The sequence below is a fragment of the Chitinophaga sp. genome, from assembly GCF_019236475.1.
Classification (GTDB): domain Bacteria; phylum Bacteroidota; class Bacteroidia; order Chitinophagales; family Chitinophagaceae; genus Chitinophaga.
Window position 1 is genome coordinate 75,791 of record NZ_JAFAIX010000010.1, and the last position, 26,019, is coordinate 101,809.

The window sequence follows — 26,019 nt, forward strand, 5'->3', positions numbered from 1 at the left end:
GGTACTAGCTTTCAGACATTTCGTTTATGCGCCAATAGTATTTTCTTTCCAATTATACTGGTCGTTTTTTATCTTCCAGATAAATCCATCCAGTACGTAGTGTGTAACTTGCGGAATAGCAAGAAAAGGTATGATGAAAGCGAGGATATAATTATCATCATAAGCTGGCAAATGACTAAATAAGGAGAAGAATTGCAGATGCTCTCTCCATACAAACCCGTCCCATAGCCCTTCTTCCACATAAGCAAATAACATGGTCAGCCCGATGAACAGCAAAATTCCTTTATTGCTGAAGAGCAATTGCAGGAATCGACTTCCCTGTGCTGGCCGGTAATATTGCTTGCGGCCATGGGCCCATATCAGCGCCATATAAGGTATGCCATGGGAAATAACATTCAGCAAAGTGAAGGTAAGATCACCGTTGAAATAGATGATCCCGAAATACCAGGATAACACCGTTCCCAATACCAATACATGTTTGGGCACATTGAAAGTACGAGCGACTATCGTCTCCCTAACAGTATTTATTACATACAACAATAAAATAGCGATATACGGATATTGTAGGAAATCCGCCACCCTGGCTCCGGAGATATAGTAAAAATCATTCTCTACAAACCAGTTGAATACCCTCGGACCACGCAGATGCCAGTATAACAATGGGTAAATGGTTGCGGCGTAAATCGTAATACTGTCAATGGTTTTACTAAACCCAGCTACTTTTTCTTTCCTGCTATAAATACGCAGAAAGCCATACTGCTGTCGTACAAAATGATACACCGCCATATACGCTAATATCCGCCAGAATACTAAGGGGCCCGCCAAATAAGCCAGCACGCCGGCTAGCCAGGCAATGATGGGCACACTGATAAACAATGCACTGCGCTTACGAAAAGTATCGCGATCAAAATAAGTGCGGTAGATCGTACTGTAGACATGCGATACATCAATAAACAATACCAAAATCACCCACCAGGCCAGGTTTACACCGCCAGATAACTGGAATGCCGCGGGAAACAGCCATATGGCCACTAATGCGGCAAACGGTGGAAACAGCACGAACAGGCCGTCTACCCAACTATTATATATCCATGGCTGACGCTCAGCTACAGTAGTCGACAAGAGCATTGGCGGCTTTATTTCCATGATAAAATGCTTCTTCAAATATGGATACGCCACTCAGATCGGAGTGGGCATAGAAGATATTTTTATAGGGAGACACCTGGGCCGCTGCCCTCGCTGCTCCCGTGATAAAGCCGGTATGTGGCCTTATCATCCCATGTCCCCAAACGGTAATATCTACATCACGAATGACTGCATGTATATCCGGATGCACTTTTTCCAAATCATCGGTAATGAGTTTCACCCATTGCTGCGGTTCCAGTGCGATGGCGTATTTACGGGATTCTACGGGATCAAGGTGATCCAATGGCAAATAATAAGTGATGACTTGCCGCGCTGGCATTTGCTGGAAAAGCTGCTGCTGTTGTGCATAAACATACCCAAGGGATTTTCCTTTGTAAATCACATTATCCCAGCAGAGTTGATATCCAGATGATTCCGGAATGGCATCCAACGTAATATTGGCTACTAACCACGGTGAATATACGAAATCATGATTGTACTGGCCTCCAGGGATCAATCGCTGCGTGACAAACTGCGGAGTGGCCAGGATACAGGCTTTCGCAATAATGCGGTGAGTAGTATGCTCTTTCATATCGTAATAGTCAATGGCTACCCGATTGTCCTGCTGCGTCACTTTATAAACAATCGCCTGGTCCAAGGTTTTATCTTTGCTGAACTGCTGTAAGTGCTGTACTAGGCGCCCATTCCCTTGTGGCCATGTCAGCATCTGGGAGTTATCCGCATTGGCGGCTTTCCCTTTACGGCTGGCAAAATAATGTATCCCAGCCCAGGCACTGATGATATCAATACCTGCACCATAGTCATCGCGACAGCAATAATCCAAATACCAATACAGTTCTTCCGATTGATAACCTTTCTGTGTCAGATATTGGCGCATGTTGATGTTGTCCAATTCCCGGAATGCAGGATCTGCGGAGCTATTGGCGATAGGTATATCAAATGCATAGCGGCCATCATTGCCTCGAACAGTACGTAGTTGGAGCATCTCATCCAGCCAGCGTTTCATCTCTTGTTGTGTGGCTTTGCTGGTACCAAACTGAGGGATCAGTCCTTCCTGCCAGCGGCCATGGATGTAAAGTCGTTCTTCGGGGTCAAAACAAAGATCGGTTTCACTGTAGACGGGGAGGCCGTTGGAATTATAACCCGTGAGGATACCCGCTTCTGCCAACATATCCAGCAATGGCTGATTATCGGTATTGGGTATAGGGAGATAGTGAGCGCCTCGAGGATACGCACTGTACGCATTTTCACCGAAGCTGGCATTACCACCGGTATGCGATTCCAGCTCCAGTAAGCGATAGTTGCTCATCCCTCGATGATGGAGTATACGGGCTGCTGCCAGTCCTGCTACGCCGCCACCAATGATGACTGCATCATATTCCGTGCTATTGGTAGGCGTATGGAAAACGCCGTCCCGCATCATATGCCCAGCTTTCGCAGAAGCGCCGCTAATGCGACTGGTAATGTGCCCATATTTATCCCGCTTTTCAGAACAGGCGATATACTGGGATGCAGTGATCGTACTGCCCGCAATAATGGCCATATATCGCAGGAAATCTTTCCGGCTGATATTATTCCTGGTATTTTCCCCACTCATCTTCAAAATATTGTACCAGTATCTGGTTGTTCAGGTGATTGGCCAACACTTTTCTATTCTGCATATCAGGCGTGAAATCAGCCATCTGGCGGAAAGTGGCGGCTGTAAAGTATCTTAAACCAGCCGGTAGCTGGTCGTGGTGCTGTGATAAGGGCGCAGGCGAGGCCATCACATAACCCCATTCCCCGAAAGAAGGGACGTAGGTATGATAAGGGATCGTCTGAAAATTACATTCCTGCAAGGTGGTATTTACGCACCAAAAAGCCTTGGGAGCCACAAATGGAGAGGTGGACTGTATCACGATCACACTGCTATCTGTCAACGCATTGCGCAGCTTGCGGTAAAACGCAGTTGTGTAAAGCTTGCCTACCGCATAGTTCCCAGGATCTGGAAAATCTACAATGGCTACATCAAACTGTTGTTTGTTTTCTTTCAGCCACTGGAAAGCGTCTGCATTGATGACTTTAATGCGCGGAGATAGGAGGGAGCTGTCGTTCAGGCCCACTAGCATACTATTGCTGCGAAACAGTTTCGTCATCGCAGGGTCCAGATCTACTAGTGTGATTTGCTGTACTTCCGGGTATTTCAGGAGCTCTCTTGCCGCCATGCCGTCTCCACCGCCCAGAATGAGGATATGGCTACGTTTAGGGCTATACATCATGGGTGGATGTACCAACGCTTCATGATAGCGGTATTCATCAGCGGAGCTGAACTGTAGGTTCCCATTGAGGTAGAGCCGTAAGTCCAGCCGACTCCGCGTCAGCACAATGCGCTGATACGCAGAAGAATGGCTGTAGATCACCGGATCACGGAAGGCAACGCCTTCGGAATAACTCATGATCTTATCTGCCCAGAAAAATATGGCTACCAATGCTGCAATACATGCAATAGCCTTGGTTTTCAGATAAGTGGCCCACTTTACTTCTTGTTTAAATCGTACGCAAACCACGATGGCTACTGCCACATTCATGATCCCGAAAAAGCAGGAGGTGCGAATAAGTCCTAGGTAAGGCACCAGCAACAATGGGAAAATAAGGGAGGCCAGCAGCGCCCCGATATAATCAAAAGTAAATACGCGGGATACCAGGTCTTTGAATTCATACCTGTCTTTCAGAATATTCATGAGCAACGGTAGTTCCAGTCCTACCAAGGTTCCTGTGAGTCCGACCAACAGGTATAACACCAAGCGGAAGCTCGCTGCATGTTCAAATAAAAGGAATAGCAGGGCAGAGCTGATACCACCGATTAATCCAACGAGTATTTCCAATTGAATAAACCAACTAAGTAAGTCTTTTTTGAAAAACCGGGAGAGCCATGCACCAATGCCCATGGAGAATAAATACACTCCAATAATGGTAGAAAACTGTGTTACAGAATCACCCAATAAATAGCTCGCCAGGGTACCTGCTACCAGCTCGTAAATGAGGCCGCAGGTAGCAATTACAAACACCGATAATAATAACAGAATTTCCACCCGAAGTAATTTAGCTGTGAATGGCAGAACTGATAATCAGTCCCATCGCAATGATATAGGCAGCCACTACAATCGCTAAGGCTACATTTTTGTTTTGTACTACTTCCTTCCAGGTGTCTTCAGGTGTAATAAACTTGTCTACCAGCCAGAAGCCGCCTACGAGAACGATTACGCCAATGAGGGCATACACGATGGATGCCAAGATGAGTTTCAGTTGTAATGTTTCCATTTACAGGGATTATTTGTGATAGAAATAATGAACGCCGCTATGACTGCGGGAGCCATGGGCTTTCCCAGGTTCCCATTTTTCAGTACTGGTACAGTTACAAATTCGGTAGCCATATACATTGCTCACCAGTAACAGGCCAAGGAAACCGCCGATCACCACAATGGTGAGCCAATCTTGTTTCCACGAAAAAGGAAATTTATTCAGAAGGGTCTTCATATAACTTGAAGTTTATGTTGGACGCAAACCAGCGTTCTTCATTAAATTTTGATTCCCACCATAGCAAACCGATGGCGGCAACCCCGAGTATAATACATAACAGGACTTCATTCCAGTAAGTAGGTACATCATATTTAGCGGATACATTGGCGGAGATATAGCCATTACGCGGCTCTCCACTGGTAGACATTACAAAATGGTAAGTACCGCGTGTTACGCCGCATATAAATGCTTTCTGATAGGCACTTCCTTCCGACCAGGATTCACCGTCCTCTACACCTCTGTATAATGAAGACTCCATACCAAAGGCATATTCCTTACCGGTATTTTCATTCACCAGCGCTAAATCCAGGGCAGCCCAGTTGTTGTTTACATCCGAGTAAAATTCAATTTCCAGGTTGCTGTAATCGGCATCCAGACTATAACTCGGACTAACTATCTGTTTATTGGAAATAGCGGAGCTGTCGATGACTAATTTTTGATTGAATACTTCTATATTTTTCCTGCTGCCATTGCTATACAGCGAAAACAGGATGGCAATCAAACAGAATAACAGTGTCCCATATACGAATTGACGAGGGCGGAGAAATCGGGAGAAAGGCTGCGTAGGCCCCACGCCCTCACGGCGAGGGGGGTATTTGCCATTCAAAAAGCCTTTTCTGATTTCAGCCGGATAGATGTAGGTGCCATGGAAGGTATCAAACTCGTGGGTATGATTTTCCTGCTCCGCCATTTCTATGGCCAACATGTAGGGCGGACGAATGAACTCTACACACTTGGTCGCTTTTTTATAAAGCAGCTCCCAGGGTATTTCCCCCACGATGTAGGTATATTTGGCGGAGTACCGGCTAAATGCCTGAAATTCCTTATCCTGGTATAGCAAGGTTTTGGTCGACTGTGCCACCTTTACATTCGTGAAAGGCTTGTCTGGTATGGGCTCCATCAAGTTCCAATGGCCGCCATATTCCGCAAGGAAAACGGTGGTATTATCGCGGAGTCGCTGCATTACGTACTCCGACCAGTAATAAACGGTACCTGATTCCAGGCGCTCGATATACCCGATGATGCGGTATTTTTCACCATGTAGGGTCCCTTCCGTTCCTATTTGGATCCATTGCTTCCGATGAGCGCCTTGCATAGCAATAGTGCTGCTAACATCGCCATTTCTGACACGGAGCAAGGAATGGCAATTCGGGCAACCATAAAAACCGTCACCGGTATACTGCATCTCAAAGGGTTGATGACAGCCGGAACAATTGTAGTGTGGCATATTATCTTCTTAGCATGTGGGATTCATGACGATGCGTTTCAAAGAAATCATGAATCGCCGCCATAATGGATTGCGTGGTATTGTCGTTGTTCTTTTTGAAATTGGACAGAAAAACATCACAGGTACATAGCCCATATTCCGGCCAGGTATGGATGGAGATATGAGATTCCGTCAGGCAATGTACTGCGGTAAACCCTCCCGTGGGAAAGTCATGAATAGCCTGGCCTACCTCGGTCAATTGGTATTTGCTGATCTGTTCCTGGATAAAATTCTTCCAGTTGGCGCTGTGCTGCAGTAATTCAGATTTATCGGTATACAATGTGGTCAGCAAATGTAATCCCGGCTGATATTCCATAGTAGAGATAATGTTGTGTGGGCAAGATATAAATTCTCTCCTGATTATAAAAGAATCTGGAGGAACTCAAATATGCATAATACATGCCAAAATTTAACAAAAAAAACGGATACAACTGAGAGAAGCCATATCCGTTTATATATTCACTATAGGACTTATCGTTGATGGTTATTCTTGTTTTTTCATTTCTTTTTCTTCTTTACGCTCTTTGTATTTTTCTTTTGCCTGTTCCCGACGCTCTTTTTTGTTGGTTTCATAGGTGGTGTATTGTTGTGGCGTCAGTACAACTTTCAGCGAGGAATCCCGCTCATGGCTGAGATGCTGCATCTGTTTCCCTTTCTCCATCCGCGGCAACTGATTGTCTTTTCGTAGGGTAGACATGCGGTCGGAGAAATTCTTATTGATGTCGTATACTTTCGTGTATTGCTCATCGGTGAGTGAAAGATTTACTTTCATGGAATCTGTCATGATGCGGATATAGTCCCTTTTTTCCTGAGATCTGGAAGTATATCCGGTCAGCAACAGTGTCACCAGCAAGGGCAGGAATAATCTTTTCATGTAAGGTTATTTCTTCTTTCAACAACCCGCATTCAACATTTGTTCGCAGCAAAAAAGGCTTCCCTGATGAGGAAGCCCTGCCCGCATTTTTTTCCAAAAACGTTAATTGACAGTTACATCAGCTACTGTACGCTGTGGTATGCGTATCTCCACTGATCCGCCAAATTGCAATACCGGCGCCATAGCGGCCAACTGTATAGCTTGTTCATCATTTTCGGCAGACATATGAATAAAGCTTACCAGCCGGTTCCCATTTTCGCGTACTACGCCCGCAGCGCTATTTTCAGCACCTACTACCATCCCAGGCTGTACCACTGGGATGCCATAGATGTAATGATTACCTGCTTTCCATGTTTCCACTACTTCATCCCAACCTGCGTGAATAGTAGCCAGGTCCGCTTCAGACAATGCTTCCGGATTAATTCTTACAAAAAATACATACTCTTTCATAGCAATGATTATTTATGTCAGCAAAGCTAGCAGCAATGCCATCCCTGGAATTGTAAAAAATCATTTTTTATAAAAACGCTCACCACTCGGGTGTATGGCTGAAGAATGCCTGTGGTGTTTGTCCGGTAAACAAACGGAAATCCCGAATGAAATGTGCCTGGTCGAAATAACCGGCTTCATAAGCAAGGTCTGTAAAGGAGCGATTAGGATGATATCGGGAGATGACAGCTCGGAAGCGTACAATGGCAGCAAAATGCTTGGGACTAGTGCCCACCATGCTACGAAATCTTTTCTCTAAAGGATCTCTACTGATATGCAGTTGGGTGGCCAGATCGCGTATTTTCAATTGTCCTGCAGCATCCCTGATATGCGCTATGGCAGCGAGGATCAGTGGGTCCTGTTGTTGAGGCTGAATGATACTGTATAACCATTTGTCCAGTAATTGAACCCGTAGAATATCGGTGGTGGCTGATTGTAAACGATCAGAGATGGCATGAAGCGTACCAGGAGGAAAGAGATCCGCCATAGCAACCACTTGGCTACTAAGTAGATGTAGGGGAGCTGGTATGAAGACAGCCGCTGCACCGGGTTTCAGCGTTACCAGTAGGATACGCGTTTTGTCATGATACGCCATTTGCTGTGGGCCTTTACGAATGCCGGCAATATTGGTATCCGAAAGGGCTGTGGACGCATGATCTACTTGTCCGTCTAACCGAAATGAAAGGGTTAAGGTAGTATCAGGCAATACCGTATTGATCCGGCCAGATTCACTGCTAATGATCATATAGCCGGAAATATAAGGTTGTAATCTGCTGGAAGGCGGAAAGTGCCGGATATTCATCGTAATGCTAAAATTATCCTATGAAGATATTAATTAACACCGCTTTAATACTAACGTATTGGAAATTTGAGGAAATTTAATGAAGAATTTTAAAGCTCATTTGTTCACATTTAAAATTCAAGATCATGATGCATAAAGGGAATGCTTCCGGAAAACATTCGGAACAACATCGTGAAAGAGCCATGGGTAGAGAACCTGGCAAAACACAACATCGTAAGAACACCGCCCGGAACATGCAGGACAATCCAGATAAATTGGAACATGGTATGTCCGAAAAAGGCCACCAGTCAAAACGTAAGGGTGGACACTAGCCTCCGCTCCGGGTTACCAACAATAGCTTTCATCATTACACCAAAACAACCAGCGTCGTGGATGACACAGCCGTATCCAGGGCGCTGGTTTTTTTATGCCTACTTCTTTACTACGTCAGCATAGGAATTTAAAAAGGAGATAGCTATTTTTAGCACCTATGAAGAAACTGCTCCTTCCGTTGCTGCTATTGCTCGCAGAAGCCCTGAGCGGCCAGCGTCTCCCTAAAGCTATCGCTTTCTATACCGGTACAAACGACCAGGCACATATCAATTTTGTGAAAGAAGCGAATAAATTCTTTACCAATCACATGAAATTTTATGGCTATCAGTACTTTAGTACGCAAGACTGGGATCGCCTAAACCGGGACACCCTCCGGAAATATGATGTTGTCATCTTCCTGGATACCAGACCCGAGAAACCGGCACAGCGGGCCGCTTTCCAGTATTATATGGAACATGGTGGCGCATGGCTAGGTTTTCACTTCTCTGCATTTGCACTCACACCATCCGAATTCCCTGCCAATTGGGATTGGTATCATGAAAAGTTCCTCGGCAGCGGATCTTATGTCAGTAATACCTGGAGGCCTACCAGTGCATACCTGCGCGTAGTAGACGCCCAACATCCGGTCACAGAAGGCCTACCGGCTATTTTCGGGAGTGCGCCCAACGAGTGGTACCGTTGGCGCAACGACCTGCGTAAAAATCCGGATATAGACATCCTACTAGCCATTGACAGTAGCAGTTTTCCCTTGGGGACTGGCCCCAAACCCGCTGAAGTCTGGCATAGCGGCTATTATCCAGTGGTCTGGACAAACAAAAAATACCGTATGGTGTACATCAATATGGGCCACAACGACATGAATTACCAAACCGATACCGGATTATCCTCTACTTTCAGTTCACCTGACCAGAATAGATTGATCCTACAGGCTTTCCGCTGGTTACTCAGTACCCGTGTTAGATAACCTTGGCGTAAGAATGTCGAATTTTTACTATTGAAATATATCTGAATGGTGATATATTTACTAGATGTAACCCAAGTTGACAGAGGGTCTTTCTTTCAACTATTTTTTTCCTTTGGAAAATAGCCATCTATGCAGTTGTCGGTAAATAATGCCACCAAGAAATACGGTAAGAAAACGGTGTTAGACCAAGTCAGTATTGATTTTAACCAAGGAAATTGCTATTGTATACTTGGCGTTAACGGCGCAGGAAAATCTACGCTTTTTAATTTACTCATGCAATTTATAATGGCCGATGCAGGCACCATCACTTATGATGGTCATCATTTTCCTGTATTACCGTCGGCCTACAAAAAACGTATGGGATATTTAAGTGAACCTCTTCATTTGTTGGAGGAACTTTCTGCGGAGCAATACCTCCAATTTATAGGCAAATTGTATGAGGTAGTACCCAAAATACTGGAGGAGAGAAAGGAAAAAATCATGCACTTTCTTTTTGAGGATTACCAGGAAGTATTAAGGAAGCGGATGGCGACCTTGTCCAGCGGCATGAAGAAGAAAGTAGCCTTCGCAGGTGCTATTTTACATTCGCCCGAATTCCTCTTGTTAGACGAACCCTTCTCAACACTAGATCCCATATCTGGAAAGAAGTTATGCAATTTTTTATCCAGTTATTTGAATGAGCAACGCACCATTGTATTCTCTTCTCACAATTTGGAATATTTGGAGGCCCTCAACCCGGTGATTATTATTTTGGATGAATCAGGCATCCAATACAATGCATCACTGGCTGATTTCACGAAGAATCATAGTCAAAGTATTAGTCAGTCGCTCATGGAGAAACTGAAAATAAATGATAGCTCAACTGTAATGCAATGGGACTAGTATTACTGCATCTGCGTTTTAAGATCAATGCCTTCTTCAACTGGAAGTATAATAAGTCGGGCATCATATTTTCTTTGCTTTATCTCGCTACCACCAGCTATTCCTTATTCATAGTGCATCTCCTGACGGGGCCATTGAACAGTCAGATATCTCCAGCAAGTATAAAGCACATCATTTTTGGCACACTCATTTTACTGACCATTATCCGAAAATTTATACCGCAGTATATACCCTTTCGTAAACGCCTATTACAATATCATCCTAAGTCTGCTATCTTCAGGCATGCCTTTAATATCTTGGATGAAATATTATGTTTCAATTTCCTGAACGCTATTTTATTCATTTGTTTATTGTTGATTTTTCCTTTCTATCATTGGAAGGATGCATGCATTTGGATTACCTGGCTATGTGTTGCTATCATTAGCAGGAGAGTAGTGCAATGTTTTTTTGAACAGAGAATACTGCATTATACTAGGTTTCTATTAGGCTGTTTGGTACCTATAGCCACCACGATTATTATGCTGCTATGGCAATTTAACTATGAACTTCCACAAACAGCTTTGGCGGTGCTGGTAGTGATTTTACTAGTGAGCTTTATGATGGAAGAGGTGGTGAGTGAATATGATGATACAGGTAAGCAAGGTGTTACCAGTGAGCATCTGGGCATTAATGTCCTTTTAAACGCACCAGCAGTGCGCGTGTCGGTCCTTGCAGCGCTGATATTGAAATCAGTATTTATGATCTTGTTTACCATCAAGATCCAAAAGAAAGGACCAGGAGATATGCTGTTTATCATTATGCTGCTGTCCTCACCGGCATACCTGTTTACCTATTGTTTCAATAATTCCTGGGGCATGTTAAGGAATTACTGGTTTACATTAGACCGTGCAAATCCCAGTGGGTTTTTAATTTGGAGGTTTCAATTGCGACTAATAGCCGTGCCTTTAGCGATAGATTGTTTCATTACAAGTATTTTCTACTTGGCAAATGACAAGCTAGGCCCGGTGATTATTATCTCTTACTTTTTTTCCGTGATACTCCTTTGCGTATTAGCATATTATTGGTCCTTACTCTTTCCGTTCTATGTCAGTAAAGGATTTAGTATGAGTGTGAACACCTCCACAGTGGCCGCTTTCTGTACCATAATTATTTGCACCGCTATGTATCTTGCCACATACTCGCCGATATTTTACCTGATTGGTGGTTTGTACCTGATCATTGCTGTTGCCTTGATGAAAGGGATGAATAAATTTTACAGCGATACAAGAATCGGACTCTATCACAAATTGTTTCATTAAGCCCCCATAGCCTCCTTGAATTAGCCCCCCTCCACTTACCAGCTAAATATATTTTAGCAACCATGGAACTTTTGATCTATATTTGCCCCGTTAAAATTGGGATGGGAGAGGGTTAAAGTCTATTCCTTCTTGATTTATACAAAAAAATGTTATGGTTCAATGCTTACAAATCTGCTAAGCATTGATTAAAAGGGAACTCGGGTGCAAATCCCGGACAGTCCCGCTGCTGTAAATCTCATCAATGATGCACTGGCAATCCATCACAGGTCACTGTTTCGAAAGAAATGGGAAGGCCGCCAGCGCAGAGATAAGTCAGAATACCTGCCATACGTGTTGATTTTTGAGCTTTCGTGGAATGAGGCTCGGAATGATGATCCGGTACAGACGTACTGTATTCATACTATTTCCATTTCTCTAAGAAAGCTGTTAAGTGGTCAATTAACAGATTGGTTTATGTACTTCAAAGAACTACTTAGTTCTCTGACGAAAGGATTTCTGCATGTGATGTTCGTAGCAACGGCTATAGCCGCCTCCGCACAGCAGAAAGACAGTGTGGCGTCAAAAGATTTGAAAGAAGTGGCCGTGTCCGCACTGAAAGTGGGCAAAGAAGTTGTGCCCGGTCAAAAACTACAAGGCGAAGAGCTGAAACGATTAGGCGGCAACTCCGTGGCAGATGCTCTCCGTTTTTTCGCCGGCGTGCAACTGAAGGACTATGGCGGTATCGGCGGACTCAAAACCGTGGATATCCGCAGTATGGGTACCACCCAAACCGGCGTTTTCTACGACGGTATCCAACTAGGCAATGCCCAGAACGGAACGGTAGACTTGGGCAAGTTCTCCCTGGATAACATGGAAGAGATTTCCATGTACAACGGCCAAAGAAGTAATATCTTCCAAACTGCGAAAGACTTCGCTGCTGCAACCGCCATCTATCTCACTACCATCAAACCTACATTTGCCGAAGGAGAAAAAACACATTTCCGTACTACCATTAAAACAGGTTCTTTTGGATTATTTAATCCTTCTATTCTCTGGCAACAGAAAATCAGTAACCATGTTACCGCTAATCTCAGCGCAGAATGGGTGAACGCTAACGGTCAATACAAATTCCGATATGCCAAAGCTAAAGGTTATGATACCACGGCTATACGAAAAAATGGAGACATCAACGCTTATAGGATAGAAGGTGGTTTTAACGGCCAACTACAACACGGCGAATGGTCTGCCAAAGGTTATTTTTATCAGTCGGAGCGCGGTATTCCAGGGTTTGTAGTCAACAATGTTTTTGGCCACGTGGATCGCCAGTGGGATAGAGATTATTTTTTCCAAGGTACCTTCCGTAAAGATGTGACGGATAAATATAGCTTGCAACTCAATACCAAATACACCAGCAATTACAACCGCTTTTCCCAGCCAGATACGGCTTTGCTGATGGTGGATAATACTTACCGTCAACAAGAATATTACTTTTCTTCCGCAAACCAGTATACGATCAATAAATGGTGGACCGTCGCGCTCTCTGGCGATTTCCAATGGAATGCGCTACGTTCTTTTGATAGATCTGGCAATGAATTAGCGCATCCTATCCGCTATACGACTTTGGTGGCAGCCGCTACCAGCTTGAACTTTAACAAGTTTAGCACACAACTTAGTATGCTGGGTACTATCGTGAATGAAGATAATAAAATCAATATGCCGGCTCCTTCCAAACAGGAGTTCACTCCGGCCATATATCTTTCCTGGCAACCTGGGACTAACCCTGAGTTCAAGCTGAGAGGCTTTTACAAGCGGATCTTCCGCATGCCTACCCTGAATGATTTATACTACCAGGAAATCGGCATCGCCACCTTAAAGCCGGAATTTGCCACCCAATACGACGCTGGTTACAGTTGGTATATGACCCCGATCTCCTCCATCATAAAGCATTTTGGATTGGACTTGGATTTTTGGTTCAGCCAAGTGAAAGATAAAATAGTAGCCGTGCCTACCACAGACCCTCAACGCTGGCAGATGAGTAATATCGGCCTGGTAAAAATCAAAGGCATAGATCTCAAAGCCAGAGCAGACTGGGAGGTTTCGGAAGACACGCGTCTCTCTACAAAACTGGTGTACACCTTTCAACGCGCGCAAGACTTTACCAATCCAGGCGATATCTATTACGAAGATCAGATCGTTTATATACCAAAACACAGCGGCTCCTTTATCCTACAGGCCGACTATAAAGCCTGGCAACTGAATTTCAGCCAGATCTATACCGGGGAAAGATATAACGCTAAAACCAACATACCGGAAAACTATGTACAGCCTTGGTATACCAGTGATATCGGATTATCGCGCATCATTACCTGGCATAAATGGATGCTGAAAGCCACTTGCATGGTCAACAATGTACTGAACCAATACTATGATGTGGTGCAGAGTTTTCCAATGCCAGGTCGAAACTATAAAGTAATTCTAACCATCAATATTTAAAGTATGATCCAATATTCCCGGACATTGCTATCTCTAACGCTGTTGGCTACACTACTGCTGTATGCCTGCCGTAAAGGGGATCAAATTGTTCCTCCCGTGGAAACACCCGTTACAACGCCCGTTCCGAATGCAGCAGTAGCTGGTTTTTATCTGCTGAATGAAGGCAATATGGGTAGTAATAAAGCCACCTTGGATTATTTCGATTATACCACTGGTATCTATCATAAAAATATCTACGCTACCATCAATCCCAATGTGGTAAAGGAACTCGGCGATGTAGGCAATGATGTACAGATCTATGGCGGTAAGTTGTATGCGGTGATCAATGTTTCCAATAAAGTGGAAGTGATGGATGCCGCTACCACCAAACGTATTAAACAGATTGATATCCTGAATTGCCGCTATGTAGTGTTTGCTAACGGTAAGGCCTATGTGAGTTCATATGCGGGCCCTGTGCAATTGGATGTAAACGCGCCTATTGGCTTTGTGGCGGAAGTGGATACGGCTACATTGGAAGTAACCCGTAAAGTGACGGTAGGCTTTCAACCGGAAGAAATGGCGGTAGTAAATGGTAAACTATATGTGGCCAATTCTGGCGGCTATCGGGTGCCCAACTATGATAGCACCGTTTCTGTCATCGACCTGAACACATTCACCGAGGTGAAGAAAATCAATACAGGCATAAATCTGCATCGTTTGAAAGCAGATGCCTACGGTGATATCTATGTTTCTTCCCGTGGCGATTATCGCAAAGTGCCGTCTTCCTTGTATCGCATCGACACTAAAACAGATGAGGTAGTTCAACATTTTGATTTACCTACCAGCGATATCTGGATATCGGGAGACACGGCCTATCTCTATGGCTCTGAGTTTAGCTATAATACGAACAGTTTCAAGATTTCTTATAACATGCTGAATGTCCGTACGGAAACAGTGTTGAATAAAAATTTCATCACAGACGGCTCCGACGCGCAAATCAAAATGCCTTATGCAGTGGCGGTAAACCCCGTTACGAAAGAGATCTTGGTAGGCGATGCTAAAGATTATATCTCTCCCGGAAAACTATTTTGCTATACCAGTACCGGCCAATTGAAATGGTCGGTGATCACTGGAGATATCCCCGGACATATTGCATTTATCCCTGTTAAAAAATAAAAGAACGCATCATGAAGAACTCGAAATTATGGATGGTGGCCGGATTGGCATTATTGGCTGCCTGCTCTAAAAAAGAATCGGTAACCAATGTGACGCCAGTAGATCCGCCACATACCACCAACAGGGCTATGGTGCTGGATTATCAGCCTGCTCCCGGTCAGTTTATCAACCAGGCGCCAGAATGGGTAGCCGGTAATTCCGATCAAGACTTAATCGCGAAAGCACAAACCTCCCTAGACAATAACAATTTCGTGTGCCTGGGTGGCTACGGCGGTTATATCGTGTTGGGTATGCAATATGCCATCCCCAATGTGGACGATCAATACAGCTTCTTGGTGAAAGGCAATGCATTCACTAACTGGGCGGAACCTGGTATCATCCTGGTGTCCGCAGATACGAATAACAACGGTAAACCAGATGATGAATGGTATGAGATTGCTGGCTCTGAATATAACAGCAGCAAGACGATCCGGAATTACCAAATTACCTATTTCAAACCGGATGAAAAGAAAATAGCTACACCCTCCAAAACAGATAATAATCTCAGCGATACGACTTACATCCGTTGGAAAGATAACATAGGTAGATCCGGTTACCTCTCTAAAAATATCTACCACAGCCAAAGCTATTATCCGCAGTGGAAAGGGGATAGCATCACTTTCACCGGCTCCCTGCTCTCTGCAGAAAACGTGAAAGATCTCTCTGGTACTGGCGTAAACTGGGTGAGTCCGGCACTGTCCTTCGGTTATGCCGACAACTGGGCAAATGATAACGACAATGCTAAAATTAAAATCAGTTGGGCTGTAGATAAATCCGGTAAAAAAGTAAACCTGAAAAATATCAAATTCATTAAGGTGTACACTGGTATGCGTGCAGAAGCAGGCTGGTTGGGAGAAGTATCTACGGAAGTGACTGGCGTAACTGATCTGACATTAAAACAGCAGTAGTACGGCAAACTGATATGGTCGATTAAACTGAATCTGGATCTGTTTTACTTAGCTGATTTTTTAAATCTTTGCAGTAGAAAAAACCTCGACATGCAATTCAGATTCTTCCATGTAGATGCCTTTACCGGCGAAGCTTTCAAAGGAAATCCGGCTGCAGTATGCCTGCTGGATACCATGCCCTCCGACGAAATATTAAGCAGCATAGGAAAGGAAAACAACTTGCCTATGACTGCTTTTTTATTGGCACAGCATGGCGATTACATCTTGCGCTGGTTCCTTCCTAATGGCGAAGAGTCCAAGCTCTGTGGGCACGCCACGCTGGCCAGTGCACACGTACTATGGGAATCAGCGATGAAGCTGGCAGATGAAACGATCCGCTTTCATACCGCTGGTGGCCTACTTACCGCTACCAAAGGAGAAGATGGTTGGATCACGTTGAATTTCCCAGCAATTGAAAATACGCCTATGCAGCACCATGGCCCTATGGCGGCATTGTTCCCTCGTGCAAAGGAGGTCTTGGCTACGAATTCAGGCGGCTACCTCGTGGTATTGCCTACAGAAGCGGAGGTGCGAGAATATTCGCCGAATGCGGAAACGCTGAAACCTTATAGAATTACCATCACAGCGCTTGCAGACACAGGGAAGCCGTACGACTTCGTGTCCAGGTTCTTCATGAATCATGGCGGCTCTCCAGAAGATCCTGTAACCGGATCTGCACATTGCAGTCTAGTCCCATATTACGCTCAGGTGCTTAATAAAACAGACTTCGATGCACGCCAGGTTTCTCCAAGAGGAGGTATCTTGAAAGTAGGATTACGTGGCAATAGAGTAGATATCTCTGGGCAGGCAGTAACCGTGGTAGACGGCTGGTATAATTTATAAGCGTTAATACGCAGTAGACATAAATAGGCGCAAAGGGAATGGTGTCTCTCCATTATTCCCTTTGCGCTTTTTGCTAGTAATAATTTTACAGGAATAAATCTTTCTGCAGTCTAGATCCCGGTTTTACGGCATACTTACTGAAATCCGTTACCCCAGCGGATTGTAGCACCTCTTCATCAATCAATGTATGACCGGTATAGGAAATAGACGGCTGATTGAGAATATAATAAACGGCATCGGCGATGATATCGGGAGTGCGACTCATATTCACCAGGGCATCTCCGCCGAGGAGGTTTTTCACTGCGGCAGTAGCAATAGTAGTGGCCGGCCAGAGGGCATTCGAGGCGATGCCATCCTGCTCCAGTTCTGCAGCCCATCCTAAAGCGAGCATGCTCATATTGTATTTGCTGATGGTATATGCTACATGTGGTCCTAGCCAATGGGCCGCTAAATTGATAGGGGGCGATAAGGTCAGGATATGCGGATTCTTACCTAGTTTAAGATAAGGGAGACAGTGTTGGGTGACGAGGAAAGTACCGCGCACATTGATGTCGTGCATTAGGTCAAATTTTTTGGCGCTGGTCTGTTGGGTATTGGTCAATTGAATGGCGGAGGCATTGTTGATGACTACATCAATGCCACCAAACCGTTCCACCGCTTTGGCAACAGCTTCCGCAATTTGGGCTTCATCCCGGATGTCTACCTGTACTGCCAGTGCTTTTCCGCCGTGAGCTTCCACTTCTGCGGCTGCACTGTGAATAGTTCCTCCAAGCCTGGGATCTTCCTCTACACTTTTCGCGGCTATCACAATGTTGGCGCCTCCTGCGGCAAGCTTCAGGGCAATCGCCTTACCAATTCCTCTGCTCGCTCCCGTAATAAAAACCGTACGTTGTTGGTATGTCATATCTGGCTGCTTTAAAGAAATGAAAAATGCTGTCAGGAATTTAAGCATTCTTTCTGTCCTGGCAAAAGCCTTCTATTTTACCAATGCTGGCTGACCAGTGGCATTTGGCCGCTGCATATCATCCGCATGGCGCCGGCGATAAGCTACAAATAAGGCTACCGCTACTGCGCCTAATATGCCTTCGAAAAATACGGTAAACCGTGGTCCGGCTATATTGGCCGCAGCACCTGCAAGCAAACTCCCGATAGGTATCATTCCTTGGTAAGCCATGATGTAATAACTGATGGCGCGCGCACGCATGGCAGGAAGGGCATGCGTTTGTATATAGGTGTTAATAGCAGATGTCTGTGCCATCATCCCTACGCCGGATACTAACATGAACAGCAATGCCATAGGCAACCATCCCGCATAGGCGAGCAACAATAAACTTAATGAGAAAATCAAACTGGCAGTAATGAGCACTTTGATAAGATCCCTACCAGGCTTCAATCTAGCCAAATATAGGGCAGATATAATAGAACCCAAGCCTGCTGCGCTCTCAAACCAACTGAAAGTACGGGCATCTCCATGAAATACATCTTTGGCAAATATGGGCATCAAGGTATTAAAAGGCATGACCAACATACTGCTAACAGTTAGCAGTAACAGGAGAGAAGTAAGGTCCTTGTCATGGGAGATATACTGAAATCCTGCCCGCAGCTCTACCCAGATACTAGTGTTGGTGTTATGCACTACCGGGACCTCCATTTTCATCATAAACAGGCAAATCAATATGGGGATATAACTCACGAAGTTCAATACAAAACAAACATTTTCCCCAAGGGTACTGAGGAGAATCCCTGCCAGCGCGGGCCCGGCTATACGGGCAAAATTCCACATAGTGGAGTTTAGGACAATGGCATTGGGTAAATCCTCCTTATTGGTAACCATATCCACCATGAGGGATTGCCTACAAGTCACTTCAAAAACATTCACGATCCCTTGTAATAAGGTCAGCAGGATAATCCAGTTGGTATTATAATACTGGAATATGATCAGTATGGCGAGTGCAAGTGCCTGTACCATATTGATTACCTGCGTTTGTACGAGTAATTTGTATCGGTTATGCCGATCTATATAACTGCCTGCATAGGGCGCTAATATTAAGGAGGGGATGAGTCCTGCAAAACTGACAACACCCAGCAGCCATGCAGAGCCGGTGAGCCGGTAAATCAGCCAGCAAACGGCTGTCTTCTGCATCCACGTTCCAATCAAGGAAACGGATTGACCATAAAAGAACAGTCTGAAATTGCGGGATTTTAATGAGCGAAATACTTCCATGCTAAAGGTTTTTCTTGGTTCTCAAAGCATCCATCTGATGGTTAGTGCTAAATCGATCACAAAAGTCCTACATTTACACTAATTAGTTAAATAGATTGTTTTAATCATTTCCATTAGTAAAACCGATTAGTATGGAATTGCGTCAGTTAAAATATTTTGTACATGCTGCGGAGAAAGGCAATTTCACAGCGGCCGCTGAGGAGCTGTACATTACCCAATCCACCCTTTCCCAGCAAATCATGCAATTGGAATCGGAATTGAACACGCACCTATTTGACCGCATCGGAAGAAGGGTACGCCTGACGGAGAGCGGACAAGTGTTACTGGACCATGCTCGTTTTGTATTGACGGAAGTAGATAAAACCAAGCAGGCCATTGAAGATTTACAGGGCCTCCTCACCGGGGAACTGCGTATCGGCGTGACTTACGCCTTTACGATGCTATTGCAACCTATACTAATCAGCTTTCCTAAGAAGTATCCAGGTGTACGCCTGCGGATTGTCTATGGCTCCCCGGATGAACTGGTACAGAAATTACTGTCGGCAGATCTAGACATGGTATTGTCTTTCCATACATCGGGCCAAGACGAACACCTAAATATGGAGCCATTGGTGAATTCTCGTATAGTCCTGGCCGTTGGAAAGCACCACCCATTGGCCACCAAGAAAACGTTACCGATTGAATCGTTGAAAGGAGTGGATATGATTTTGGCGACAAGGGGCTACAGCTCTAGGGATTTCCTGGATGAAATCCTGTATAAACATAATATCAACCTAACGGTACGCATTGAAATGAATGATGTACACTCTATCTTGTCGTTGGTGGAAAAAGGCCACTGGGCCACGCTTTTGAATGAACGTGCCGTTACTGGCTGGAAGAATATTGCGGCGATACCAGTAAAAGGGCAGGAGTGGGAGAGAAGGTCTTATATCATTACGCAGAAAGGAACACAGCCAAAAAAATCAGCGGCCCGTTTCATGGAGGAACTCCTGAAACAGACCGCTGCTGATAAATGATCAACCATAACAAAACGTGGTCAATAATGAATGATGGTCAGCTAGTTCATTTCTACTCTGATCTCTAATAAAGTAAGGTTAAAATAACTTCTAAAATCTCTGACAAAGCGCTTGAAACTATGCTGGTCATTGTTTAATTCTTCATCCGGACTACCCCATGGCAAATAGCCGCAGAGGCAAGCAATAGATTCAAAGTCATCGGTGGTATTTGTCAGTTGATGATAAGCCCAGTCCATTCTTTCCATATGCAGGTATTCATGGATACTGTTATGCATAACAGCTTTGAAATAATCATCCAACTGTTGGAACGTCCGACCGAATTTCTCTGTCAACAGGTTCTCTATATATATCAGGTAGAAATTTTCACGAATGGTGGCGGCAATTTCATGCGCCAGCTCAATTTCAGCGGAAGTCATTTGCTGTGGCGTGCTCTCTACCAGCTCATTAATGAAATTCACGAGATAGTTGACAGCGCAGCGAGCCATATACCGTTTGCGGTGGTTCAGCAAATCCTGACAGGATAACATCCGCTTCTTCATGGTTTCGCGGATATAATTTGTATTCAGATTATTTTCATGTACACGAGTAGTGGTAATCACTTGCTCCCAACGTTTGATCCGGCGCAGTTCAGGATAAGCGCGTACCAGCGACTTAATCCAGTCCGGCCTAACGGTGACATAAAAGATCTCTCCCAATCCACTATCTACCACTGTGCTATTCACGCCAGGCGCTACTTTGAACAGTGTATGTTCGGAGGCATACCTGTCGCCAACATCCACAAAGTTGCCGGTATGTGTCTGCACCAGGTAAGAGGAGGATTGGTTTAACGCCAGCAAATGATATTCACTGACTACTTCCAGGTTTGTACCCGCCGGCAGGTGATGTAGATCCCTGCAAATGCCGATACCAAAAATTTCTACCTTTTGTTCCATCACCCAGCCAGACTCGTCCCGATCCAGGTAAATCCTGGCAGGCCGCCAACAATAGTCTTTTAAATCCGAAGGAATTGAAGATTCTCGTTTGAAATCTGCAATGGGCGTGTGTAAGTAAATTCTTCGAGTCATATCAGTTGTGTTATTCCTTTAATGTATTGCGATTGCGCAATAGGGTTTTCAATTTGCACTGTACATTATCAGGTACATTATCAGAATAACAATGACGAAGAATATTGGTACTAGAAATTTATAAATGATTAACAAAAAAGTTTCATCGGGCGGAAAGCGTCAATAATTTATTAACCGTGGCCCAATTCCGGGTTGTAGCGGCCATTTTTAATTTTTTCTCTAACAATACATTGGTAAATAAAGGTTTAAGCATGCTTTTTTCGACGGCTATGTAGAGCTCTCTGCCTATAAAGTGGAATTTTTCTTGATCCGATTGTAATTGAAGCATACTTTGTTGCATGGCTTCGGAGGGAGTGTCATGTAGAAAAGTTACATAGAGTTTCCGGGTTTCTTCTGGAGATACATTCCCGAAAGGATGTTGGGAGACGACTGTCGCCAAAGAACTAGGGGTACGCAGCATCACCGGAACACTATATCCTAGTTCTTTTTCCAGTCCCTTTTCAATCTTTTGCAATAGGGCGCTCTCTGCGGTGGACTTAGCAGAGAAAATCACATTCCCACTTTGGATATAGGTTTGCACATTGCTGAACTGCATCCGCTCAAATATTTGGCGCAGGTCTTCCATTTTGATAATATTCTTTCCACTGACATTAATGCCTCTCAGTAGGGCTACATATGTTTCCATACATCGAAGTTAAAGATTTTATTTTAGGGAGACACGTCCCCTCCATACTAATAACCGCCACCATGGAGTGATAGCAAGTAATTCTCCGCCTGAAATTTTCCAGGAGAAATACTAACTATTGATTTAAAATACTTAATGAAATGTGCCTGGTCATAAAAGCCCTGTTCCAGCGCCATCGCGGTGAGGCGCGATTTGTACGCTCCCGTCTGCAACTGATCTATCAAGCTTCGGATGCGAATAATACCTGCATAGGTTTTCGGACTAATGCCAAGGGAATCTTTGAACATCGTTTCCAGATATCTCCCCGAACGTCCAAATTCACCTGCTACCGCTTGCATCGTTATATTTCCTCTATACTCCCGGATTAACTGACAGGCTTGCAACGCAGGCGTTACAGGCAATAGCACTTGACTAAAATATTGATTGAAGTAAGCGAGCACCAATTGATCGACTGTGATGTCAAAAGTTAGTTCCAGTCGGTGCGCCAGTAGCTCCAACGGAACAAACAGATCTGCTGTTCCATTTAAACTATCCTCCAAAAAATAGGCAGGCGCCCAGGGATAAAATTGTACGAGAAATATTTTCGTATACCCGTGTAGGTGAATTTGAATACTGGTGGTTAGTTGGCCACATAGATAGACGCCAGCACGCAGGAAATGATGGCCTTTAGCACCGCTGATATCAATGCCTGTGCCTTGTATAAATGCGATATTGAAACAGCCGTTAGGTAATACCTGTTTACCGCCAAGTGCAGTGTCGGAGCGGGAATTATCCAGTACCCAGCACTTTTTTATATAGCCAGAAGCCAGGAGGGATACAGGATATTCATGATAGCGGAACATATTCCAAGATAATAAAAAAAATCCCCGTTTCGCATTTTTACAATTCTATCCAGGATCTTTCTGATACTTTTGAAAGTAGATTAATACCACGGTTATGAACAGACGAAATTTTATCGGTCTTGCCGGCACATTCGCCGCAGCAGGCCTCGTGCCCTCATGGGCAAGCGCGGCCATCGCTCCCAAATATAAAATGGGATTACAATTGTATTCGCTCAATACGGAAATGAAACAGAACCCTAGGGATACCCTAAAACAAGTGGCATCATTCGGTTACCAGGAAGTGGAAACGTATGGCTTTAATCATGGAGGCAACAAATTTTATTGGAATATGGAACCCGCCGCTTTCCACGACCTATTGCAGGAATTCAACCTTACCACTTCCAGTGGGCATTATGATATCGATAAATTCCTGCTGCCAGGTGTAACCGTTGATGAAAGAAAAAAATACTTGGACGACTGTATCAAGGGGGCAAAGGTATTAGGACAGCAATACATCGTATGGCCCTGGCTGGACCCTCAATTGCGAAATCCCGAAAGTTTTCGCCTGCTGGCACAAACCCTCAATGAAATGGGGGAGCAGGTAAAGCAGGCTGGCCTACAGTTGCTATACCACAATCATAATTTCGAATTCGAAGCACATAATGGAAAAACAGGGTATGATATTATCCTCTCACAAACAGATCCGGATTTGGTAAAACTGGAGCTGGACTTATACTGGGCCATCTGGTCCGGTCAAGATCCACAACACCTGTTCTCCTTGCAGCCAGGAAGGTTTGTCATCTGGCACATAAAAGATATGGATAAAACCAACCCTGATTTGCATACGGTAGTTGGAGATGGCTCCATCGATTTTAATAAAATCTTACCGTATGCAAAGCGCGCAGGATTGAAACATCTCTTCATAGAGCAAGGGAACAATTATGTTCCCAGTGCACTGCAATGTGTGGCGAAAAGCGCCCGATTTGTAAAAGATAATATACTTAGATAAAAGCAGAAAGATAAAGTACAGTGAGGATGCACTACTTTTTCACTTTGGATTTATCTACTACTTCCACATAGCGTATAGCCGTATCCGTAGTGATAGTGATGGGCGCAAAAACTTTCTTGAAAGTCTTTACTTTTTCGCCATCAGTAAAGGTAATACTGAGCGTACATTCCAGCTCGCAAGGCTCTTTGGTAGGAGGATTCATGTACAAACGAATAAAAGTATCCTGGATGTCTTCCAGCTTATACTTCTCTTCAGATGGAACCAGCTCCGCATTGCGTTGCCAGCCTTTGCTCCAGTTTGTCATGGTGTCATTCTTGGCAGTAACATAGTCTTTGTCGTCGTCGTAATTGTGGAAGCCCACTCTTACACTCAATTGCCCTGTCGGACTCTTTTCATTATTAAGCGTCCTAATCACCATACTTGTTTTTAGTACGTCATTTTTACTGTTAGGAAAGATCGTCTGCGCACAGGCAGCGCTTGAGATTCCAGCCAATAAAAAGCCAATGGATAAAAACTTCCTACGCATTACTTATGGTTTTTTTGGTCAATAATGAATGATGGTTACATCAAGTTTACATCAGGAGTAACTAGTAGACTAGTATTTTAGTACTACATTTTTACAAATCGTTAACAAAAAAGTCCGGCTTACACCCGCTGAGGTGTAAGCCGGACTTAATATGCTTGTGCTTACTGTCGTATTAACGCTTGCGCTTAGGTTTGGCGCCTCTCTTCTTAGGCTTACCATACTTCAGCATCATCTTATCTTTATGACTGATCTTTTGGTTGGTCTTCATATTTTTCGCTTTCTTCTCGTGGAAGGCAGGGCCAAAGTCTTCGAGTTTGGGTGCTTTCACAAGCGTATTGCGCATAAATACTTTCGGCTTCTCATCTTCTGTCAGTACATCTGATATTTCTAGGGCTTCTGGTAAATCCATCAACGGTATGCGATAGTTCATCAATTCTTCTACAGCCGCCAATTGCGCTTCTTCTGAATCTTTGCTCAGCAATATCGCAATCCCTTTTTTATCCGCTCTACCCGTACGACCAATCCGGTGAATATAATTCTCTGGTTGCACTGGTGTATCAAAGTTGATGACATGCGTTACTTCCGCAATATCCAATCCTCTAGCGATAATATCCGTTGCAATCAGAAAACGGAAAGTGCCTGCCTGAAAGGAATTGACGGTATTGAAACGATGGTTCTGCTCTTTATTACTATGGATGACACCTACTTTCTCCGGGAAAGCCTGATTCAACTGCTCATACAGGTCATCGGCCAGGGCCTTGGTGCCTGTAAAGATCAGGGTCTTGGTCATGCTCTCATCTGTGCTGATCAATAGTTTGAGCAGATTTACTTTAGTATTGAAGTTAGGAACACGGAAAAGGCGCTGATCGATGTTTTCCAGCGGCGTGCCTACAGGCGCGGCTTCTATACGTGCAGGATTGTTGAAACTACTTTCAATCAAAAGTTCTACATCTTCTGTGATGGTAGCGGAGAAGAGGAGATTTTGTCTTTTCTCTGGCAACAGGCTCACGATATTCTGAATCTGCGTACGGAAGCCAAGGTTCAACATCTCGTCCATCTCATCAATCACCAGTCTTTTGATAGACTTCATTTTCAAGGCGCCACTGAGAATAATATCGTATAGGCGACCAGGGGTGGCTACTATAATATCTACTTTCTCCTTGGCCGCTGCTGCTTGCGGATTCATATTCACACCACCATAGAGGCCGAGTACTTCTACACTCATATAGGTGGTCAGTTTTTTAATAGACTCCACTACCTGTACTACTAGTTCCCTCGTTGGCACCAAGATGAGCATCTGGGGATGCTTCTCCTTGCTGAACTTGAACAAGCGCAGGGTGGGCAATAAATAGGCAAAAGTTTTACCGGTTCCAGTTTGTGCAATGCCGCATACATCCTGTCCGGACATAATCACGGAAAAGGCCCGCTCCTGTATAGTGGTAGGTTGCTGAATACCCAGGTCATCCAGGGCATTCAATAAAGATGAATTCAGATTTAATTCACGAAAAGTCATGACGCTGCTATAAAATGAACGACAAAGGTAAATATTTTAACGTTGCAGTCCGGCATCCTCCAGAATAGCCTGATGATTACATCTGAAATTCTTACTAGCTTTATGTTACAATC

The 26,019-nt window shown here is 44.4% G+C and carries 27 protein-coding genes and 1 riboswitch; of the genes, 10 read left to right on the forward strand and 17 right to left on the reverse strand.

Annotated features, from left to right (window positions below; translation table 11 throughout):
* Positions 1-24: 24 nt before the first annotated feature.
* The 10 genes from JO154_RS13900 to JO154_RS13945 all read right to left on the reverse strand — a co-directional run bounded on the left by JO154_RS13900 (position 25) and on the right by JO154_RS13945 (position 8,136).
* Entirely contained in the window at positions 25-1,146 is a 1,122-nt protein-coding gene (locus JO154_RS13900; protein ID WP_291946465.1) for a hypothetical protein, read from the reverse strand.
* Complete coding sequence (locus tag JO154_RS13905; protein WP_291946467.1) at positions 1,103-2,743, reverse strand: NAD(P)-binding protein; 1,641 nt, start codon at positions 2,741-2,743, stop codon at positions 1,103-1,105. Before JO154_RS13905 ends, JO154_RS13900 begins: the two co-directional genes overlap by 44 nt.
* Positions 2,718-4,217 (reverse strand): polyamine aminopropyltransferase, encoded by a 1,500-nt coding sequence (locus tag JO154_RS13910; protein ID WP_291946469.1) that lies wholly within the window; start codon positions 4,215-4,217, stop codon positions 2,718-2,720. The genes JO154_RS13905 and JO154_RS13910 overlap by 26 nt, the downstream gene beginning before the upstream one ends.
* A 10-nt stretch (positions 4,218-4,227) precedes the next feature.
* Positions 4,228-4,446, reverse strand: coding sequence for a DUF350 domain-containing protein (locus JO154_RS13915; RefSeq protein WP_291946471.1), 219 nt, complete (start codon positions 4,444-4,446; stop codon positions 4,228-4,230).
* Between the two features lie 9 nt (positions 4,447-4,455).
* Positions 4,456-4,662: a hypothetical protein gene (locus JO154_RS13920; RefSeq protein WP_291946473.1), complete on the reverse strand. Its 207-nt coding sequence runs from the start codon at positions 4,660-4,662 to the stop codon at positions 4,456-4,458.
* Positions 4,643-5,932 carry a DUF4178 domain-containing protein gene (locus JO154_RS13925; RefSeq protein WP_291946475.1) on the reverse strand — a complete coding sequence of 430 codons (1,290 nt, stop codon included), beginning with the start codon at positions 5,930-5,932 and terminating at the stop codon, positions 4,643-4,645. Before JO154_RS13925 ends, JO154_RS13920 begins: the two co-directional genes overlap by 20 nt.
* Before the next feature lies 1 nt (position 5,933).
* Positions 5,934-6,287 carry an S-adenosylmethionine decarboxylase family protein gene (locus tag JO154_RS13930; RefSeq protein WP_291946477.1) on the reverse strand — a complete coding sequence of 118 codons (354 nt, stop codon included), beginning with the start codon at positions 6,285-6,287 and terminating at the stop codon, positions 5,934-5,936.
* A gap of 168 nt (positions 6,288-6,455) precedes the next feature.
* Positions 6,456-6,845, reverse strand: coding sequence for a hypothetical protein (locus JO154_RS13935; protein ID WP_291946479.1), 390 nt, complete (start codon positions 6,843-6,845; stop codon positions 6,456-6,458).
* 102 nt (positions 6,846-6,947) lie between these two features.
* Positions 6,948-7,295, reverse strand: coding sequence for a hypothetical protein (locus JO154_RS13940; RefSeq protein WP_291946481.1), 348 nt, complete (start codon positions 7,293-7,295; stop codon positions 6,948-6,950).
* 79 nt (positions 7,296-7,374) lie between these two features.
* Positions 7,375-8,136: a helix-turn-helix domain-containing protein gene (locus JO154_RS13945; RefSeq protein WP_291946483.1), complete on the reverse strand. Its 762-nt coding sequence runs from the start codon at positions 8,134-8,136 to the stop codon at positions 7,375-7,377.
* Between the two features lie 125 nt (positions 8,137-8,261).
* Here JO154_RS13945 and JO154_RS13950 point away from each other — a divergent pair, with 125 nt between their 5' ends.
* The 8 genes from JO154_RS13950 (at position 8,262) to JO154_RS13985 (ending at position 17,048) form a co-directional block, all read left to right on the forward strand.
* Positions 8,262-8,447 carry a hypothetical protein gene (locus JO154_RS13950; protein ID WP_291946484.1) on the forward strand — a complete coding sequence of 62 codons (186 nt, stop codon included), beginning with the start codon at positions 8,262-8,264 and terminating at the stop codon, positions 8,445-8,447.
* 158 nt (positions 8,448-8,605) lie between these two features.
* Positions 8,606-9,412: a ThuA domain-containing protein gene (locus tag JO154_RS13955; protein ID WP_291946486.1), complete on the forward strand. Its 807-nt coding sequence runs from the start codon at positions 8,606-8,608 to the stop codon at positions 9,410-9,412.
* 129 nt (positions 9,413-9,541) lie between these two features.
* Positions 9,542-10,294, forward strand: a complete 753-nt coding sequence (locus tag JO154_RS13960; RefSeq protein WP_291946488.1) for an ABC transporter ATP-binding protein — start codon at positions 9,542-9,544, stop codon at positions 10,292-10,294.
* On the forward strand, positions 10,285-11,592 hold the full coding sequence (locus tag JO154_RS13965) for a hypothetical protein (RefSeq protein WP_291946490.1): 1,308 nt from the start codon (positions 10,285-10,287) through the stop codon (positions 11,590-11,592). Before JO154_RS13960 ends, JO154_RS13965 begins: the two co-directional genes overlap by 10 nt.
* Before the next feature lie 135 nt (positions 11,593-11,727).
* Positions 11,728-11,936, forward strand: a riboswitch (cobalamin riboswitch).
* Between the two features lie 109 nt (positions 11,937-12,045).
* Positions 12,046-14,064 carry a TonB-dependent siderophore receptor gene (locus JO154_RS13970; protein WP_291946492.1) on the forward strand — a complete coding sequence of 673 codons (2,019 nt, stop codon included), beginning with the start codon at positions 12,046-12,048 and terminating at the stop codon, positions 14,062-14,064.
* Positions 14,065-14,067: 3 nt separating this feature from the next.
* Complete coding sequence (locus JO154_RS13975; protein WP_291946494.1) at positions 14,068-15,219, forward strand: DUF5074 domain-containing protein; 1,152 nt, start codon at positions 14,068-14,070, stop codon at positions 15,217-15,219.
* Positions 15,220-15,230: 11 nt separating this feature from the next.
* Positions 15,231-16,166 carry a hypothetical protein gene (locus JO154_RS13980; RefSeq protein ID WP_291946496.1) on the forward strand — a complete coding sequence of 312 codons (936 nt, stop codon included), beginning with the start codon at positions 15,231-15,233 and terminating at the stop codon, positions 16,164-16,166.
* Between the two features lie 90 nt (positions 16,167-16,256).
* Positions 16,257-17,048 (forward strand): PhzF family phenazine biosynthesis protein, encoded by a 792-nt coding sequence (locus JO154_RS13985; RefSeq protein WP_291946498.1) that lies wholly within the window; start codon positions 16,257-16,259, stop codon positions 17,046-17,048.
* A gap of 85 nt (positions 17,049-17,133) precedes the next feature.
* Here the strand turns inward: JO154_RS13985 and JO154_RS13990 are convergent, their stop codons facing one another.
* Together JO154_RS13990 and JO154_RS13995 are read right to left on the reverse strand one after the other, a co-directional pair.
* Positions 17,134-17,952: an NAD(P)-dependent oxidoreductase gene (locus JO154_RS13990; protein WP_291946501.1), complete on the reverse strand. Its 819-nt coding sequence runs from the start codon at positions 17,950-17,952 to the stop codon at positions 17,134-17,136.
* A 72-nt stretch (positions 17,953-18,024) separates the two neighbouring features.
* Positions 18,025-19,272, reverse strand: a complete 1,248-nt coding sequence (locus JO154_RS13995; protein ID WP_291946503.1) for an MFS transporter — start codon at positions 19,270-19,272, stop codon at positions 18,025-18,027.
* Between the two features lie 131 nt (positions 19,273-19,403).
* Here JO154_RS13995 and JO154_RS14000 point away from each other — a divergent pair, with 131 nt between their 5' ends.
* The gene (locus JO154_RS14000) at positions 19,404-20,288 is read left to right on the forward strand and encodes a LysR substrate-binding domain-containing protein (RefSeq protein WP_291946505.1); all 885 of its coding nucleotides are present in this window, start codon (positions 19,404-19,406) and stop codon (positions 20,286-20,288) included.
* Between the two features lie 41 nt (positions 20,289-20,329).
* Here the strand turns inward: JO154_RS14000 and JO154_RS14005 are convergent, their stop codons facing one another.
* The 3 genes from JO154_RS14005 to JO154_RS14015 all read right to left on the reverse strand — a co-directional run bounded on the left by JO154_RS14005 (position 20,330) and on the right by JO154_RS14015 (position 22,879).
* Positions 20,330-21,352 (reverse strand): AraC family transcriptional regulator, encoded by a 1,023-nt coding sequence (locus JO154_RS14005; protein ID WP_291946507.1) that lies wholly within the window; start codon positions 21,350-21,352, stop codon positions 20,330-20,332.
* A gap of 142 nt (positions 21,353-21,494) precedes the next feature.
* On the reverse strand, positions 21,495-22,037 hold the full coding sequence (locus tag JO154_RS14010) for a DUF1697 domain-containing protein (protein ID WP_291946508.1): 543 nt from the start codon (positions 22,035-22,037) through the stop codon (positions 21,495-21,497).
* A gap of 47 nt (positions 22,038-22,084) precedes the next feature.
* Positions 22,085-22,879, reverse strand: a complete 795-nt coding sequence (locus JO154_RS14015; RefSeq protein WP_291946510.1) for a helix-turn-helix transcriptional regulator — start codon at positions 22,877-22,879, stop codon at positions 22,085-22,087.
* Between the two features lie 94 nt (positions 22,880-22,973).
* On the opposite strand from JO154_RS14015, the gene JO154_RS14020 reads away from it, so the two are divergent.
* Positions 22,974-23,867: a sugar phosphate isomerase/epimerase gene (locus JO154_RS14020; protein ID WP_291946512.1), complete on the forward strand. Its 894-nt coding sequence runs from the start codon at positions 22,974-22,976 to the stop codon at positions 23,865-23,867.
* A gap of 31 nt (positions 23,868-23,898) precedes the next feature.
* Here the strand turns inward: JO154_RS14020 and JO154_RS14025 are convergent, their stop codons facing one another.
* Both JO154_RS14025 and JO154_RS14030 read right to left on the reverse strand, forming a co-directional pair.
* Positions 23,899-24,393, reverse strand: a complete 495-nt coding sequence (locus tag JO154_RS14025; protein WP_291946514.1) for a hypothetical protein — start codon at positions 24,391-24,393, stop codon at positions 23,899-23,901.
* A gap of 172 nt (positions 24,394-24,565) precedes the next feature.
* Positions 24,566-25,906 (reverse strand): DEAD/DEAH box helicase, encoded by a 1,341-nt coding sequence (locus JO154_RS14030; RefSeq protein ID WP_291946516.1) that lies wholly within the window; start codon positions 25,904-25,906, stop codon positions 24,566-24,568.
* Between the last annotated feature and the right edge of the window lie 113 nt (positions 25,907-26,019).

Bases quoted from the DNA above. Each gene is read 5' to 3' on its own strand.
- JO154_RS13950 (WP_291946484.1), top strand. From the start codon at position 8,262: ATGATGCATAAAGGGAATGCTTCCGGAAAACATTCGGAACAACATCGT.
- JO154_RS13930 (WP_291946477.1), bottom strand. From the start codon at position 6,287: ATGGAATATCAGCCGGGATTACATTTGCTGACCACATTGTATACCGAT.
- JO154_RS13945 (WP_291946483.1), bottom strand. From the start codon at position 8,136: ATGAATATCCGGCACTTTCCGCCTTCCAGCAGATTACAACCTTATATT.
- JO154_RS13940 (WP_291946481.1), bottom strand. From the start codon at position 7,295: ATGAAAGAGTATGTATTTTTTGTAAGAATTAATCCGGAAGCATTGTCT.
- JO154_RS13970 (WP_291946492.1), top strand. From the start codon at position 12,046: ATGTACTTCAAAGAACTACTTAGTTCTCTGACGAAAGGATTTCTGCAT.
- JO154_RS13965 (WP_291946490.1), top strand. From the start codon at position 10,285: ATGGGACTAGTATTACTGCATCTGCGTTTTAAGATCAATGCCTTCTTC.
- JO154_RS13935 (WP_291946479.1), bottom strand. From the start codon at position 6,845: ATGAAAAGATTATTCCTGCCCTTGCTGGTGACACTGTTGCTGACCGGA.
- JO154_RS13990 (WP_291946501.1), bottom strand. From the start codon at position 17,952: ATGACATACCAACAACGTACGGTTTTTATTACGGGAGCGAGCAGAGGA.
- JO154_RS13905 (WP_291946467.1), bottom strand. From the start codon at position 2,743: ATGAGTGGGGAAAATACCAGGAATAATATCAGCCGGAAAGATTTCCTG.
- JO154_RS14010 (WP_291946508.1), bottom strand. From the start codon at position 22,037: ATGGAAACATATGTAGCCCTACTGAGAGGCATTAATGTCAGTGGAAAG.
- JO154_RS14030 (WP_291946516.1), bottom strand. From the start codon at position 25,906: ATGACTTTTCGTGAATTAAATCTGAATTCATCTTTATTGAATGCCCTG.
- JO154_RS13975 (WP_291946494.1), top strand. From the start codon at position 14,068: ATGATCCAATATTCCCGGACATTGCTATCTCTAACGCTGTTGGCTACA.
- JO154_RS13900 (WP_291946465.1), bottom strand. From the start codon at position 1,146: ATGGAAATAAAGCCGCCAATGCTCTTGTCGACTACTGTAGCTGAGCGT.
- JO154_RS13985 (WP_291946498.1), top strand. From the start codon at position 16,257: ATGCAATTCAGATTCTTCCATGTAGATGCCTTTACCGGCGAAGCTTTC.
- JO154_RS14015 (WP_291946510.1), bottom strand. From the start codon at position 22,879: ATGTTCCGCTATCATGAATATCCTGTATCCCTCCTGGCTTCTGGCTAT.
- JO154_RS14005 (WP_291946507.1), bottom strand. From the start codon at position 21,352: ATGACTCGAAGAATTTACTTACACACGCCCATTGCAGATTTCAAACGA.
- JO154_RS14020 (WP_291946512.1), top strand. From the start codon at position 22,974: ATGAACAGACGAAATTTTATCGGTCTTGCCGGCACATTCGCCGCAGCA.
- JO154_RS13980 (WP_291946496.1), top strand. From the start codon at position 15,231: ATGAAGAACTCGAAATTATGGATGGTGGCCGGATTGGCATTATTGGCT.
- JO154_RS13960 (WP_291946488.1), top strand. From the start codon at position 9,542: ATGCAGTTGTCGGTAAATAATGCCACCAAGAAATACGGTAAGAAAACG.
- JO154_RS13955 (WP_291946486.1), top strand. From the start codon at position 8,606: ATGAAGAAACTGCTCCTTCCGTTGCTGCTATTGCTCGCAGAAGCCCTG.
- JO154_RS13920 (WP_291946473.1), bottom strand. From the start codon at position 4,662: ATGAAGACCCTTCTGAATAAATTTCCTTTTTCGTGGAAACAAGATTGG.
- JO154_RS14000 (WP_291946505.1), top strand. From the start codon at position 19,404: ATGGAATTGCGTCAGTTAAAATATTTTGTACATGCTGCGGAGAAAGGC.
- JO154_RS13915 (WP_291946471.1), bottom strand. From the start codon at position 4,446: ATGGAAACATTACAACTGAAACTCATCTTGGCATCCATCGTGTATGCC.
- JO154_RS13995 (WP_291946503.1), bottom strand. From the start codon at position 19,272: ATGGAAGTATTTCGCTCATTAAAATCCCGCAATTTCAGACTGTTCTTT.
- JO154_RS14025 (WP_291946514.1), bottom strand. From the start codon at position 24,393: ATGCGTAGGAAGTTTTTATCCATTGGCTTTTTATTGGCTGGAATCTCA.
- JO154_RS13925 (WP_291946475.1), bottom strand. From the start codon at position 5,932: ATGCCACACTACAATTGTTCCGGCTGTCATCAACCCTTTGAGATGCAG.